At 71.3% G+C, this 14,309-nt stretch carries 11 protein-coding genes and 1 pseudogene; 4 read left to right on the top strand and 8 right to left on the bottom strand.

The features are described from left to right. The 6 genes from EOINJALH_RS02530 to smc form a co-directional block, all read right to left on the bottom strand. The coding region (locus EOINJALH_RS02530; RefSeq protein WP_404872726.1) for a DUF6600 domain-containing protein at positions 1-1,398 on the bottom strand (1,398 nt) is incomplete at its 3' end. Between the two features lie 74 nt (positions 1,399-1,472). Continuing rightward, on the bottom strand, positions 1,473-2,009 hold the full coding sequence (gene def, locus EOINJALH_RS02525) for a peptide deformylase (RefSeq protein WP_088278739.1): 537 nt from the start codon (positions 2,007-2,009) through the stop codon (positions 1,473-1,475). Positions 2,010-2,040: 31 nt separating this feature from the next. Continuing rightward, positions 2,041-3,300 (bottom strand): anion transporter, encoded by a 1,260-nt coding sequence (locus EOINJALH_RS02520; RefSeq protein WP_199873127.1) that lies wholly within the window; start codon positions 3,298-3,300, stop codon positions 2,041-2,043. A 13-nt stretch (positions 3,301-3,313) separates the two neighbouring features. After that, entirely contained in the window at positions 3,314-5,359 is a 2,046-nt protein-coding gene (ligA, locus tag EOINJALH_RS02515; RefSeq protein WP_088278738.1) for an NAD-dependent DNA ligase LigA, read from the bottom strand. A 15-nt stretch (positions 5,360-5,374) separates the two neighbouring features. After that, positions 5,375-6,412, bottom strand: coding sequence for a cell division protein ZipA C-terminal FtsZ-binding domain-containing protein (locus EOINJALH_RS02510; protein WP_088278737.1), 1,038 nt, complete (start codon positions 6,410-6,412; stop codon positions 5,375-5,377). Positions 6,413-6,427: 15 nt separating this feature from the next. Continuing rightward, on the bottom strand, positions 6,428-9,958 hold the full coding sequence (gene smc / locus EOINJALH_RS02505) for a chromosome segregation protein SMC (protein ID WP_088278736.1): 3,531 nt from the start codon (positions 9,956-9,958) through the stop codon (positions 6,428-6,430). 146 nt (positions 9,959-10,104) lie between these two features. Between smc and queF the strand changes: the two genes are divergently transcribed. Genes queF through EOINJALH_RS02490 form a run of 3 tightly spaced genes read left to right on the top strand, consistent with a single transcriptional unit; the run spans position 10,105 to position 12,304 of the window. After that, entirely contained in the window at positions 10,105-10,569 is a 465-nt protein-coding gene (gene queF, locus EOINJALH_RS02500; protein WP_088278735.1) for a preQ(1) synthase, read from the top strand. Positions 10,570-10,628: 59 nt separating this feature from the next. Further along, entirely contained in the window at positions 10,629-11,807 is a 1,179-nt protein-coding gene (locus EOINJALH_RS02495) for a CynX/NimT family MFS transporter (RefSeq protein WP_234413631.1), read from the top strand. Continuing rightward, a complete protein-coding gene (locus EOINJALH_RS02490; RefSeq protein WP_088278733.1) occupies positions 11,804-12,304 on the top strand; it encodes an SET domain-containing protein in 501 nt (166 codons plus the stop codon). Before EOINJALH_RS02495 ends, EOINJALH_RS02490 begins: the two co-directional genes overlap by 4 nt. Before the next feature lie 22 nt (positions 12,305-12,326). Here the strand turns inward: EOINJALH_RS02490 and EOINJALH_RS02485 are convergent, their stop codons facing one another. Further along, complete coding sequence (locus EOINJALH_RS02485; protein WP_088278732.1) at positions 12,327-13,508, bottom strand: thiolase; 1,182 nt, start codon at positions 13,506-13,508, stop codon at positions 12,327-12,329. Next, the gene (locus tag EOINJALH_RS02480) at positions 13,502-13,885 is read right to left on the bottom strand and encodes a Zn-ribbon domain-containing OB-fold protein (RefSeq protein WP_088278731.1); all 384 of its coding nucleotides are present in this window, start codon (positions 13,883-13,885) and stop codon (positions 13,502-13,504) included. The genes EOINJALH_RS02485 and EOINJALH_RS02480 overlap by 7 nt, the downstream gene beginning before the upstream one ends. 208 nt (positions 13,886-14,093) lie before the next feature. On the opposite strand from EOINJALH_RS02480, the pseudogene EOINJALH_RS32505 reads away from it, so the two are divergent. Continuing rightward, a pseudogene (locus EOINJALH_RS32505) lies at positions 14,094-14,309 on the top strand (hypothetical protein); the annotation flags it as partial.

The raw sequence follows: 14,309 nt of genomic DNA, 5'->3' as shown, positions 1-14,309 counted from the left end.
ACGACCGCGGGGTGCCGCCGGCGCCGTGGCGTGGCGACCGGTTCGATCGGGGCGATCAGGACGCGCTCGCGGCGGTTGTGGCGGGGGCGGGGCCGGCGGCAAGGTCGACGGCGTGCCGGGCTGGGTGAAGACATCGCGCGGCACCACCGTCACGCCCCCCGGCACGCCCTGGGGCGTGTAGGGCACGGGCCGTGCGGGTTCGATGCCGACGTTCGGGCGCGGCGGGCTCGGGCGCGGATCGGGACGGCGATCGCCCCGGTCGAACCGGTCGCCACGCCACGGCGCCGGCGGCACCACGCGGTCGTGCAGCGGCGGCGGTGGCGGCATCGCGGGTCGGTGCGGCCGGTACACGTCGCGCGGCGACAGTGGCGTCCAGCCCGACGGCGGCGGCGGCCGGCGGCCATCGGGTTGGTGCGGGGCAAAGGTCCAGGTGACCAGCGCCGGGGCGAACACCGGGCGGTGCGTGCGCGGCCCGGGCGACCACACCCAACGGCCGCCCCAACGCACCCAGCGCCCGTAGTGGAACGGCGCGAAGCCCCAGGGCGCGGCATCCACCCAGGTCCAGCCCCAGGGCGAGACCCAGCTCCAGCGGCCGTCCCGGTAGGGCACCCAGCCCTCGGGCACGTCGGACGGGGTCCAGACGGTGCCGAACTCGGGATGGCTGCCCCAGCGGCCGTAGCGGTCGAGGTCTTCCCAGCCGGTCATCTCGGGCGAGACGTGACGCACGGCCTCGGTCCGGTCGAGGTCGCGGTCGTCGCGCGCCACCCAGTCGGCAAACTCGTCGCGCTCGACGGCCACCAGCCGGTAGTGGGTGGTGCGGTCCGCGCCTTGCTGCCACAGTTCGGCGTGCTGGCCGCCCGTGATGGTCAACTGGCTGTCGTGCGATTCGAACTGCAGCGCGCCGCGCCATGTGGTGGCCTCGCTGGCCTCGCCGCGGCGGTCGATGCGGTAGTGGCCGGTGGCACGCGGGGTGAAGCGGCCCTCGGCGGTGGTGATCTCGATCTGCGACAGCACGTCGCGCGCCGTGACGCGCAGGGCCACGCTGCCGGTGCTCAGCTCGACGGCGATGGCCTGGTCGTCGAGCCGCGGCAGGCTCAGGTCGGTATCGCCGTCCAGGCGCAGGGTGGTCGAGCCGATGCGCAGTTCGGCGCGCGCACCGCGTTCGGTGCTGAGGCGGTCGCCGGTGGTCAGCGGGCGGTTGCGCTGCACCTGCGTCCACTGCCCCTCGTCGCGGTCGAACAGCCACACCACGCCCTGCACTTCGGCCAGCCGGCCCACGCGGGCCGGCCAGGCGCCTGCGTCGGCGGGCTGTGCCGCAGCCAGGCCTGGCAGCAGGGCCACCGCGGCGAGTAGGCCCAGGCCGAAGCCGAGGAGCCATCGGGTGGCAAGCCGCGTCATGTGCATTCCTTTGGCGCCCACGGGGGCGCGGACTCTGTGATGCCTACAACGCGCCGGGGCCCCCGGCCGCTGACTCAGTCGTCCGAGGCCGGGTCAAGGTCGGGGAACAGCACGCTGGTGTAGCCGAGCTGGGTCAGGTCGGTCATGCGGGTGGGGTACAGGCGGCCGATGAGGTGGTCGCACTCGTGCTGCACGACGCGAGCGTGGAAGCCGTCGGCCTCGCGCTCGATGGGCCGGCCCGCCACGTCCACGCCCCGGTAGAGGATGCGGGCATGCCGCGGCACCTTGCCGCGCAGGCCCGGCACCGACAGGCAGCCTTCCCAACCGTCGTCCATCGCCTCGCCGAGCGGCACGATCTCGGGATTGAGCAGCACCGTCATCGGCACCGGCGGCGCCTCGGGATACCGTTCGTTGCGTTCGAAACCGAAGATCACCACCTGCAGGTCGACGCCGATCTGCGGCGCCGCCAGGCCGGCGCCGTTGGCGGCGACCATGGTTTCCTTCATGTCGGCCACCAGCGCATGCAATTCGGACGTGTCGAAGCTGCGCACCGGCTGGGCCACGCGCAGCAGGCGCTCGTCGCCCATCTTGAGGATCTCGCGAACGGTCATGCCGTCTCCAGGTTCGATTCGGAAACCGTCATCATGCCCTGAGGGCAAGCCAGCCGACAGCGATGGCCAGCGACAGCAGCGTCACCGGCACGCCGATGCGGGCATGCCGCCGCCAGTCGATGTCGATGCCGGCACGCCGCGCCGCATCGACGACGATCAGGTTGGCGATCGAGCCGACGATCAACAGGTTGCCGGCCAGGGTGCTGGCCAGCGCCAGTGTCGCGCCGTGGTGCGCCCCGCTGGCCACCGGCAGCAGCAGCATCACCGCCGGCACGTTGGACACCAGGTTCGACAGCAGCAGCGTGGCGCCGAACAGGTGGGCGGCGTTGCCCAGCGCCACGCCCTGCGACGCGAGCCACTGCACGGCCTGCTGCGTGAGCCCGGTGTGCTGCAGGGCGGCGTTGACGACGAACAGGCCCATGAACAACACCAGCAGTTCCCAGTCGATCAGGCCCATTACGCGCGAGGAGTGGAAGCGCTGGCTGAGCAGCAGCAGGCCGGCGCCGGTGAGCGCGGCCACGTCGCGCGGCCAATCGGTGAACAGGAATACGCCCATCAGCACCAGCGCCACCGCCAGCCCCTTGGCCGTCTGCCACAGGTCGAAAGGCTGGTCCGGCTCGCCGGCCGGGGCGGGCTTGTCTGCAGACGGCGTCGCGGCCTCGCGCGCGTCGGCACGTCCCCCACGCACCGACCAGCCGAGCAGGGCCCACAGCACCAACAGCCCCGCCAGCACCGGCGGCAGCGCCAGGCGCAGGTAGTCGCCGAAGGACAGCTTCAGCACCTCGCCGATCAGCATGTTCTGCGGGTTGCCGATCAAGGTGGCGGCCGAGCCGATGTTGGACGCGCAGGCCAGCGCCAGCAGGTAGGGCACCGGGTCGAGCTGGCGCCGCAGGCAGGCCTCGGCCAGCACCGGCGCCACCGCCAGGCACACGATGTCGTTGGAGAACACCGCCGACAGCGCCGCGGTGACGGCAATCACCACGCCCATCAGCGCCGGCGCCGACAGCGGCAGCGCGGCGATGCGCCGGGTGACCGCGCCATAGAAGCCGCCCAGCCGCATCTGCGCCGAGATGACCATGAACGCAAACAGCAGCAGGATCGTCGGCAGGTGCACCGACTGCGCCGCCTGCTCGGGCGTCATCGCGCCCAGGCCGATGACGGCGATGGCGCCCAGCAGCGCCACGCCCGTGCGGTCGAGGTGCAGCCAGGGCAGGCTGCCCATCACCATGCCCAGGTAGACCACGCCGAAGACGGCCAGCACGGCCCAGTTCAGCCACTGCGGATCGATCATACGGCGGCCGGCGTCAGCCCGCGAGCAGCGCGCGCAGGCCGGCCTCGTCGAGGATGGGCACGCCCAGGTCTCGAGCCTTGTCGAGCTTGCTGCCGGCCTCGTCGCCAGCCACCACCCAGTGCGTCTTCTTCGACACCGAGCCCGCCACCTTGCCGCCGGCGGCCTCGATCAGCGCATTGGCGTCCTCACGCGACAGCGTCGGCAGCGTGCCGGTGAGCACCAGCGTCTTGCCGGCCAGCGGCAGCGCCGCGGTGTCGGCCTGGGTGCCTTCGTGCTCGGGCCACTGGATGCCGGCGGCGCGCAGCTGCTCGACGATCTCGCGGTGGTGCGGCTGCTCGAAGAAGGCGCGGATGCTCTGTGCCACCACCGGGCCGACGTCGTTGACCTCGAGCAGTTGATCCAAGCTGGCGTCCATGATGCGGTCGATGCCGCCGAAGTGCCGCGCCAGATCCTTCGCGGTGGCCTCGCCGACGTGGCGGATGCCCAACGCGTAAAGAAAGCGTGCCAGCGTCGTATGCCGGCTCTTGACGAGGCCGTCGACCAGGTTCTGCGCGCTCTTGCCGCCCATGCGGTCGAGCGCGGCGAGCTTGGCCACGCCCAGCGTGTACAGCTCGGGCAGCGTGCGGATCAGGCCGCTGTCCACCAGCTGGTCGACCAGCTTGTCGCCCAGGCCTTCGATGTCCATGGCGCGGCGGCCGGCGAAGTGCAGCAGCGCCTGCTTGCGCTGGGCGCCACAGTACAGGCCGCCGCTGCAGCGGTGGTCGATGCCGCCTTTCTCGCGCGCCACCGGGCTGCCGCACACCGGGCACTGACGCGGCATGCGGAAGTTGGGCACGTAGGCCGGCCGCAGAGAGGGCACGCGGCCGACGACCTCCGGGATCACGTCGCCGGCGCGGCGCACGATCACCGTGTCGCCGACGCGCACGCCCTTGCGACGCAGCTCGAACAGGTTGTGCAGCGTGGCATTGCTCACCGTGGTGCCGCCGACGAACACCGGCTCGAGCTTGGCCACCGGCGTGAGCTTGCCGGTGCGGCCGACCTGGATCTCGATCGCGTTCAGCCGCGTCACCTGTTCCTGCGCCGGGTACTTGTGCGCCACGGCCCAGCGCGGCTCGCGGGTGACGAACCCCAGGCGGCGCTGCAGTTCGATGTCGTTGACCTTGTAGACGACACCGTCGATGTCGAAGGGCAGCGCGTCGCGGCGCGCACCCATCTCGCGGTGGAAGGCCACCAGACCGGCCGCGCCCTGCACCACCCGCCGATCGGCGCACACCGGCAGCCCGAAGGCCGCCAGCGCGTCGAGCGTGGCGCTGTGCGTGGCCGGCTGGTCCCAGCCCTGCACCTCGCCCAGGCCATAGGCGAAGAAGCTCAGCGGCCGCTGCGCCGTGATGGCCGGGTCGAGCTGGCGCACCGCACCCGCGGCGGTGTTGCGCGGGTTGACGTAGGTCTTCTCGCCCTTCTCGCGCTGCTGCTCGTTGAGCCGCTCGAAATCGTCGCGGCGCATGTAGACCTCGCCGCGCACCTCGATCACCGGCGCCTCGCTGCCCTGCAAACGCAGCGGCACGCGGGCGATGGTGCGGATGTTCTGTGTCACGTCCTCGCCGGTCTCGCCGTCGCCGCGGGTGGCCGCCTGCACCAGCACGCCGCGCTCGTAGCGCAGGTTGATGGCCAGGCCGTCGAACTTCAGCTCGGCGGCGTAGTCCAGCGGCGCTGCGTCGTCGGGCAGTGCCAGCTCACGGCGCACACGGGCGTCGAAGGCCTCGGCGCCGCTGGCCTCGGTGTCGGTCTCGGTGCGGATGCTGAGCATGGGCACCGCGTGGCGCACGGGCGCGAAGCCCGCCAGCACCTGGCCGATGACGCGCTGGGTGGGCGAATCGGCCGTGCGCAGCCCGGGGTGTGCCGCCTCGATGGCCTGCAGGGCCTGGAACAGGCGGTCGTACTCGGCATCGGGAATCTCCGGCGCATCGAGCACGTAATAGCGGTGCGCGTGGTGCTGCAGCAGCCTGCGCAACTCGGCCGCGCGGGCAACCGCCTCGGCAGGGACGGTGGCGTCGCTCATCGGCCCGCCCCGCGGTCAGCTGAACAGCCGGCGCGCCACCAGCGAGCCCGCGGCCAGGTCGCGCGATTCGAGTGCGCGGTACAGCGTGGCCAGGTCGGTGCCGATCGAGGCAAAGGCATGCAGCGTGATCGGCCGCTGGTGGTCGTCCATCATCGTGGCGTCCATGTCGACGGCCAGGTTGCGGGCCGCGTCGTGCCAGGCCGGGAAGGGCTCGGCGCTCTCGGGCGTCTGCGGCACGTCGAGCGAGAGCGTCACCTCGCGCACGGACGAGATGTGCGGATCGTCGGCCAGCGCCGCCTGCGCATCGAAATGCAGCACCAGCACCGGCGGCGCGCCGTCGTCGGCCGAGGGCAGGACCAGCCGGCCCGGCAGCACGCCGGGCACGAAGCCGCGGCGGCCGGCCATCTGCTGGATGTAGCCCACCGACCAGGCGGCGGCGTTGGCGCGCAGCACCACGGCCAGCTGCGCATCGTGGCCGCTGGCGAAGGCGTCCAGCTCGCGCGCCCGGGCCACCACGTCGAGCATGTCCGGCACCTCGACCATGCCGCCCACGCCCTCGGCGAAGCCCTGCAGCTTCTGGACGAACTCGGAGAACTCGATCTCGTTGAGCGCACCGCTGCGGTTGGCCATCTGCACGCCGGCCTGGAACTCGCCATATCGCTGTCCGGCCACCGGCAGCTCCCACTCGCCGGTCTCGGTGTTGAGGCCTTCGGTGAGGAAGGGCTTGGTGCCGGCGCGCCGCGAGGGTGGCAGGTGCATCAGCGCCAGCTCGCCGGTGATGGGCGCCTCCAGTGTGATCGGCGCCAGCGCGTCGATCAGCGGATCGAGCCGCACACTGGGGCGGCGCGGCATCGGCGGGCGCAGCGCGCCCATGGCGTCGTCGGCCACCTCGCGTTCGGCGGACTCCTGGGCCAGCGCCGGCTCGTGGCGCGGCGACTCCACCGGCGCGTCGGGTTGCCGCGGGCTGGCGCGCCGCGCCGTCCAGGCGCCATGCGCCACCACCGCGGCCAGGATCAGGCCGCCCAGGATCGCCAGCGCCGTGGTCAGTGTCATGCTGGGTCGTCCCGGTCAGGCCGCTTCGGCCAGGCTGATGGCGGCGTCCATGTCCACCGCCACGATGCGCGAGACGCCCTGCTCCTGCATGGTCACGCCGATCAGTTGCTCGGCCATCTCCATCGCGATCTTGTTGTGGCTGATGAACAGGAACTGCGTGCCCTTGTGCGACATCTCGCTGACCAGCTTGGAATAGCGCTCGGTGTTGGCGTCGTCCAGCGGCGCGTCGACCTCGTCCAGCAGGCAGAACGGCGCCGGGTTGAGCAGGAAGATCGCGAACACCAGCGCGATGGCGGTGAGCGCCTTCTCGCCGCCCGACAACAGGTGGATGGTGGAATTCTTCTTGCCCGGCGGCTGCGCCATCACCTGCACGCCGGCGTCGAGGATCTCGTCGCCGGTCATCTGCAGGCGGGCGTTGCCGCCGCCGAACAGGCTGGGGAACATGCGGCCGAAGTGCTCGTTGACCTGGTCGAAGGTCTTGCCGAGCAGGTCGCGCGTCTCGAGGTCGATCTTGTGGATCGCGTCTTCCAGCGTCGAGATCGCCTCCTGCAGGTCGGCGTTCTGCGCATCGAGGAAGGTCTTGCGCTCGCGCGCCGAGCTCAGTTCGTCGAGCGCGGCCAGGTTGACCGCGCCCAGGGCAGCGATCTCCTTGTTGATGCGGTCGATCTCGCCCTGCAGGCCCCACAGCTTGACCTTGTCGGCCTCGATGCCCAGCGCCAGCGCCTCGAAGTCGACTTCGGCCGCCGAGAGCTGTTCGAGGTACTGCGCGCCGCCCAGTTGTGCGGCCTGGGCTTCGAGCTGCAGCTTGGTGATCTGCTCGCGCAGCGGGTCGAGGCTGCGTTCGAGCGTGAGGCGCTGCTCGTCGGCCTGGCGCAGTTGCGCCGACAGATCGTCATAGCTGCTGCGTTGCGCGGCCAGGGCCTGCTCGCGCTCGAGCCGCAGCGCCAGCGCCGTCTGCAGCCCGGCCTGGGCCGCCGCGTCGTTGAGCGAGCCGAGCTCGAGCTCCAGCTGCTCACCGGCCTGGGTGTTGGTGGCCGCCTGCTGCACCGCCGTCTCGATCGAGCGCTGCAGCTCGCCGCGTCGCGAGGCCAGCGCGCGCGACTGGAACTGCGATTCCTGCGCCTGGCGCTCCAGCGTGCGCAACTGCTCGCGCGCATCGGCCAGCCGCCGCTCGGCGGCGATCACCGCCTCGTCGAGTTCGGCGTGGCGTTCCTGCGTGTTGGCCAGCTGCATGTCCAGCTCTTCGAAGCGGGCCTCGCCGGTGGCGCGGCGCTCTTCCAGGCCCTCCATCTGGGCGTCGATCTCGGCCAGCTCTTCATCGAGCTGGCCCTTGCGCACGCTGGTGGCATCGGCCTGTTGCTGCAGGCGCATCAGCTCCACCTGCAGCTGGTGGGCGCGGGTCTGCACCTCGGTGGCCTCGCGGCGGGCCTGCACCAGGCGCTGGGCGGCGTCGGTGCAGGCGGCCTCGATGCGCACCAGCGCGGTCTTGGCCTCCTCGGCGATCAGAGCCTGGGCGCGCGTCTGGCGTTCGAGGTTCTCGATCTCCTGGGCGCGGGCCAGCATGCCGGCCTGCTCGGAATCGGGCGCGTAGAAGCTCACCGAGAACTGGCTCACCGCATGGCCCTCGCGGGTCATGATGACCTCGCCATGCGTGAGCTGCGGCCGCTGGGCCAGCGCCTCGTCGATGCTGACCGCCGTGTAGACGCCTTCGAGCCAGTCGTTGAGCAGCGCCTTCAGCCCGCCGTCGCCGAGGTTCTGGCCCAGCCGCAGCAGGTCGGACAGCCGCGGCAGCGTCTGGTGGGTGTTGGCGATGGCCGAGGGCGGCGGCGTGTAGAAGGCCAGCTTGGCCGGCGGCGCGTCGGTGGCGAAGGCGCGCACGGTCTCGATGCGGCCCACTTCCAGTGCGTTCAGGCGCTCGCGCAGCGCCGATTCGAGCGCCGTCTCCCAGCCGGGCTCGATGTGGATGCGCGTCCACAGGCCCTGCAGGCTGTCCAGTCCGTGCCTGGCCAGCCAGGGCTTGAGCTTGCCCTCGGTCTGTACCTTCTCCTGCAGCGCGCGCAGCGCCGACAGGCGCGCGGCGATGTCGCTCTGCTTGCCCGCCTCGGCGTTGGCCAAGGACTGCTGCTGGCGACGCTGTTCTTCGAGCGCGGGCGTCTGTTCCTGCAGCTCGTGCAGACGGGCTTCGGCCACCTGCAGGGCCTCGTCGGCCGCGCCGTGTTGGCCGCGCAACTCGCCCAGACGCTGAAGGTCAGGTGAGGCCAGCGAGCGCGCCTCGGTGGACAGGCGCTCGCGCCGGGTGCGCAAGGCGCGCGACTGCTCCTCGACATGGCGGCTGTCGGCGGCCAGCACCTGGATCTGCTGCTGCACCTCGACGACCTTGACGCGCTGCTCGTTGGCGCGCGACTGGGCCGCCCGCACGGCGTCCTCCACGTCGGGCAGGCGCATGCCCTGCTCCTCGGCCTGCGCGGCCAGCACCTCGGCCTGCTCCTCGGCGGCGGCGATCTGTTCGGCGATGGTCTCCAGCTCGGCCTCGGCCTGGCCCCGGCGGTCTTGCCACTGGTCGTTCTGGGTGCGCAGGTCGGCCAGCCGCTGCTCGACGCGCTGGCGGCCCTCGACGACGTAGCGGATGCGCTCTTCGAGCCGGCTCACCTCCAGCGCGGCCTCGGCCAGCGAGCCCTGCGCGGTGTGCAGCGCATCGCTGGCGGCGTAGTGGTCCTGGCGCACGGCCTCGAGCCCGGCTTCGACGTGGCGCAGCTCGGCCAGGCGCGACTCGAGCGCGTTGGTGGCTTCGAGCACCGCCTTGCGCACGCGCTCTTCCTCGCTGGCCGCATCGCGGTGCTTCAGGAACCACAGCTGGTGCAGCTTCAGCGTGCCGCTGTCCTGCAGCGCGCGGTACTGGCCGGCCACCTCGGCCTGCTTCTCCAGCCGGTCGAGGTTGTTGTTCAACTCGCGCAGGATGTCGTCCACCCGCACCAGGTTCTCGCGCGTGTCCTTCAGGCGGTTCTCGGTCTCGCGGCGGCGTTCCTTGTACTTGGACACGCCCGCCGCCTCTTCGAGGAACATGCGCAGCTCTTCGGGGCGTGACTCGATGATGCGGCTGATGGTGCCCTGGCCGATGATGGCGTAGGCGCGCGGGCCCAGGCCGGTGCCCAGGAACACGTCCTGCACGTCGCGACGGCGCACCGGCTGATTGTTGATGAAGTAGCTGCTGGTGCCGTCGCGGGTGAGCACGCGCTTGACGGCGATCTCGGCGTACTGGTTCCACTGCCCGCCGGCGCGGGCGTCCTCGTTGCTGAACACCAGTTCGACGCTGGCGCGGCTGGCGGGCTTGCGGTTGCCCGAGCCGTTGAAGATCACGTCCTGCATGCTCTCGCCACGCAGTTCGCTGGCCTTGCTCTCGCCCAGCACCCATCGCACCGCGTCCATGATGTTGGACTTGCCGCAGCCGTTGGGGCCCACCACGCCGACACGCTGGCCCGGCAGCTGGAACGTGGTCGGCTCGGCGAAGGACTTGAAGCCCGAGAGCTTGATCTGGTTCAGGCGCATGCGTCGGCCGGTGGCTCGCAGGGCCGCGCGGATGCTCGCGAGACGTACTGCAAGTCGTTGATTTGTATGGATTTATTGCGTGCCAAGGGGCGCGCCGGAAGGCCCGGATGATACCATCGCGCCCCCTTCGGAAGCGGCTGCCGACCATGGCCAAGAAACCTGCGCTGAACCAGCGCCCACTGCCCCCCAACCCGCCCAGCGCACCGAGCAAGGAACTGCATGTGTTCCCCAACCCGGCCCCCGACCGCGACTACGTCATCCAGTTCCAGGTGCCCGAGTTCACCTGCCACTGCCCGCTGACCGGGCAGCCCGACTTCGCGCACTTCACGATCGACATGATCGCGGACGAGCTGTGCGTCGAGCTGAAGAGCCTGAAGATGTACTTCTGGAGCTACCGCAACGAGGGTGCGTTCCACGAGAAGGTGACCAACACCATCCTCGACGACCTGGTCAAGGCGACGCGGCCGCGCTTCATCCGCATCACCGCCAAGTGGTACGTGCGCGGCGGCATCTACACCAACGTGGTGGCCGAGGACCGCAAGCCTGGCTGGAAACCGCAGCCGACGGTGGACCTGCCGTCGATGCCGATGGAGCGCGGGCTGCTGGGGTGATGCCGCCCGCGGTCGGCGGGGCGAACCCGCCCACGCACCCACGCACCCACTGGCCGGCCGTGCTGGCAGCGGCCTTCTGCGGCGTGGCCGCGGCGATGAACGTCGGCAAGGTGCCGGTGAGCCTGCCGCTGATGCGCGAGGAGTTCGGCCTGTCGCTGGTGCAGGCAGGCTGGGTGTCGTCGACCCTGACGACGCTGGCCGTGGTCTCGGCGCTGGCCATCGGCCTGCTGGCCGGCCGGGTGGGCGCGCTGCGCATGGTGGTGACGGGGCTGCTGCTGAGCGCCGCCGGATCGGTCGCAGCGCTGGGGGCGTCGGGCTTCGCCGGACTGATCGTCAGCCGCCTCGTCGAAGGCGCGGGGTTCCTGTTCGTCTCGGTGGCCGCGCCGGCGCTGGTCAGCGCCGCGGCAGCGCCACAGGACCGGCGCTTTGCGCTGGGCGTGTGGAGCAGCTACATGCCGATGGGTGCCGGCACCGCGATGGCACTGGCCCCCTGGCTGCTGCCGCAGGGCGGCTGGCAGGCGCTGTGGCTGGCGGCCGCCACGGTGCTGCTGCTGGCCGCGGCGGCGGCTTGGCGGCAGCGCGCCTGCTATGCCCCGACGCAGGGAACCACGCATGCCGCCGCCCCCGCCCCGCAGGCGCTGGCGGTACTGCGCCAGCCGCTGACCTGGCTGCTGACGCTGTCCTTCGGCCTGTGGGCGATGCAGCACTTCGCGCTGATCATCTGGATGCCCACCTTCCTGAAGGAGCAGCGCGGCCTGGCCCCCGGCCTGGTGGCCGGCCTCACCTGCGCGATGCTGCTGGTCAACGTGCCGGGCAACCTGATCGGCGGTGCGCTGGTGCAGCGCGGCGTGCCGCGCGGCCGGCTGATCGCCGCCGCCCACACCGTCACCGGCCTGTGCGGCTGGGGCCTGTTCAGCGACGCCCTGCCCGATGGGCTGCGCTTTGCGCTGTGCGTGGGCCTGTCGTTTTGCGGCGGCGTGATCCCGGCGGCGGTGATGTCCTCGTCCACCGTGCTGGCGCGCAGCCCGGCGCAGATCAACGCGCTGCAGGGCATGATCATGCAGGGCTCGCAACTGGGGCAGTTCGTCGGCACGCCCTTGATCGCGGCAGTGGTGGCGGCCAGCGGACAGTGGTCGTCGGCCCGATGGGTGACGGCGGGCGCCGCGCTGCTGGGCATGCTGCTGGGGCTGGCGGCGATGCGGCAGGAATCGCGGCTCGGGCACACTGCAAGCCCATGAGCCACGCCCGACGCCACACCACCAAGGCCCCCGCTGTCGACGAGGCCGCGGCCGACGAAGGGCCGCTGCCGGCAGACCCGGCCACCCGGCCCGCCTATCAGAAATACGACGTGTCCGTCCGCAAGAGCCGCATCGACGGCTTCGGTGCCTTCGCCGCGGAAGACATCCCGCCGCACCGCAAGATCGGCGAGATCCGAGGCGAATCGATCAGCGTGGCTGAAGCGCGCCGCCGCGCCGCCGGGCGGCAGCGCATCATGATCGTCGAGGTGTCCACCCGCAAGGCGATCGACGCCTCGCAGTCGCAGGACCCGATGCGCTTCACCAACCACAGCTGCCGGCCGAACGCGCGCCTGTCGATCCGCGACGGCCGCATCGAGTTCTACGCGCTGCGCGCCATCGCCCCCGGCGACGAGATCACGGTGAATTACGGCGAGACCCACCACGAGGGCACGCTCGCCTGTCGCTGCGGCGCGCCGGGCTGCGCCGGCTGGCTGTAGGCGGCGCGGCAACCGCCCCCGCTCAGACGGCGTCGGCCACGCCCAGCAGCGCCGTGGACTGGCTCGACAGCGTGCCGCCGTTGGCATGCGCCAGCGCGGTGCGCGCGCCGGCCACCTGCCGGTCGCCGGCCTCGCCGCGCAGCTGCCGCACCGATTCGATCAGCGTGAAGATGCCGTACATGCCCGGGTGCACGCAGGACAGCCCGCCGCCGTTGGTATTGACCGGCAGGCGGCCACCCGGCGAGATGGCGCCACCCTCAACGAAGGCACCGCCCGCGCCCTTGGCGCAGAAGCCCAGGTCCTCCAGGAACAACAGCGTATTGATCGTGAAGGCGTCGTAGAGCTCGACCACGTCCACGTCCTTCGGCGCCAGGCCGGCCATCTCGAAGGCCAGCCGCCCCGACTGGCTGGCCGCGGTGACCGTGAGGTCGGGCATCGACGAGATCTGCCGGTGCCACACCGCGGTGGCCGTGCCCAGCACCGCCACCGGCGGGCGGGGCAGGTCGCGCGCCCGGTCACTGCGCACCAGCACGAAGGCGCCGGCGCCGTCGGTGACGAGGCAGCAGTCGCGCACCGTCAGCGGATCGGACACCATGCGCGAGGCCAGCACGTCGTCGACCGACAGCGGCCCGCGCTCGAAGGCCTCGGGGTTGAGCCGCGCCCAGGCCCGCGCGGCCACAGCCACCTCGGCCAACTGGCGTCGCGTGGTGCCGTACTGCGCCATGTGGCGCGACGCCGCCAGCGCATAGGCCGACAACGGTTGCACGGGGTCGTAGGGTGTCTCGTGCGGCTGCGGGTCCATCAGCCGACGCGCCTGCGCCACCTGGGCGCGGCCGAAGGTGGACGTGCGCTGGGTGCTGCCATAACACACCAACACAGCGTTGCACTGGCCGGCCTGCAGGGCCAGCATCGCCGGCATCAGGTGCGCGACGAAGCTCGAGCCCCCGAGCATGGTGCCGTCGATGAACGTGGGGTTCAGGCCCAGGTACTCGACTACCGGCATCGGCCACATCGTCGACAGCACGCTGGCGGTGCACAGGCCGTCGATGTCCTTCATCGTCAGCCCGGCATCGGCCACCGCGGCGTGCGCGGCGCGGGCCAGGATCTCCATCTCGGTGTAGCCCGTTGCCTCGCCACAGCCGAAGGTGGCCACGCCGGCGATCGACGCGCTGCCGCGCAGCGCCTTCATCTGCGGGCTCAACATGCCGCCGCCGGATCGAAGACCACGAGGCCTCGGCCGTCGGCCACCGCCACGCGGGCTCGCACCCGCAGGCCGATGCGCACCTCGTCCGGCCGCAGCCCCTCGACACGGCTCATCAGCCGAACACCCTCGTCGAGGTCGACGAGGCACACGTTGTAGTCGCCGCCCTGCTCGGCCCGGCGCCGCACGGTGGTCACGGCATGGACCGTGCCTGTGCCGGAGGGAGACACGAACGCCAGGCCGTCGGCACCGCAATGTGGGCATACTTCACGGGGAAAGTGCACATGTTGGTGACACCGACTGCACCGCTGGATGAGGATGCGGCCGTCGTCCAGCGCAGCCTGGTAATGCGCCTGGGAGCCGGTTGCTGAGAGTGACATGGGCTTGATCTCACGGGGCCATCGGACGCCTTGGAGTGTGCCCGCGACCGAGGCACCCGACCATTCACCGTTGCCAAAGGGGGCGTTCTGGGCTAGACCTCGTTTCCGATCGTTGCGATTGCGACGCAAGTGACCGAAGTAACTGCCGACAATTCCAGTGTTGGCAAGCAGATTTGCCCCCTAGATGCCCAGTACACACCAGACAAACATGACCTGCCCTGAACCGATCGACCCTGCCCGTCGGGCGCTGCTCAGCAAGACTCTGGCCACCATAGCCTCGAGCACAACCATTGCAGCCTGCGGAGGCGGCGGCACCGACGAGTCTGTCGCCGACCCGCTGGACGCCCGCAAGATCAAGCCGCCGCTGTTTCCTGTTCCGAAGCCCGCTCCTTCGCCGGCACCGACACCCTCCCCCACACCCCCA

This window comes from Ideonella sp. A 288 (assembly GCF_002198735.1).
Taxonomy (GTDB): Bacteria; Pseudomonadota; Gammaproteobacteria; order Burkholderiales; family Burkholderiaceae_C; genus Pseudaquabacterium.
The sequence above is the reverse complement of the archived record's forward strand: the minus strand, read 5'-3'. Positions and strand labels throughout refer to the sequence as shown.

Bases quoted from the DNA above. Each gene is read 5' to 3' on its own strand.
- EOINJALH_RS02490 (WP_088278733.1), top strand. From the start codon at position 11,804: ATGAGCCACGCCCGACGCCACACCACCAAGGCCCCCGCTGTCGACGAG.
- ligA (WP_088278738.1), bottom strand. From the start codon at position 5,359: ATGAGCGACGCCACCGTCCCTGCCGAGGCGGTTGCCCGCGCGGCCGAG.
- def (WP_088278739.1), bottom strand. From the start codon at position 2,009: ATGACCGTTCGCGAGATCCTCAAGATGGGCGACGAGCGCCTGCTGCGC.
- EOINJALH_RS02520 (WP_199873127.1), bottom strand. From the start codon at position 3,300: ATGATCGATCCGCAGTGGCTGAACTGGGCCGTGCTGGCCGTCTTCGGC.
- queF (WP_088278735.1), top strand. From the start codon at position 10,105: ATGGCCAAGAAACCTGCGCTGAACCAGCGCCCACTGCCCCCCAACCCG.
- EOINJALH_RS02510 (WP_088278737.1), bottom strand. From the start codon at position 6,412: ATGACACTGACCACGGCGCTGGCGATCCTGGGCGGCCTGATCCTGGCC.
- EOINJALH_RS02480 (WP_088278731.1), bottom strand. From the start codon at position 13,885: ATGTCACTCTCAGCAACCGGCTCCCAGGCGCATTACCAGGCTGCGCTG.
- EOINJALH_RS02485 (WP_088278732.1), bottom strand. From the start codon at position 13,508: ATGTTGAGCCCGCAGATGAAGGCGCTGCGCGGCAGCGCGTCGATCGCC.
- smc (WP_088278736.1), bottom strand. From the start codon at position 9,958: ATGCGCCTGAACCAGATCAAGCTCTCGGGCTTCAAGTCCTTCGCCGAG.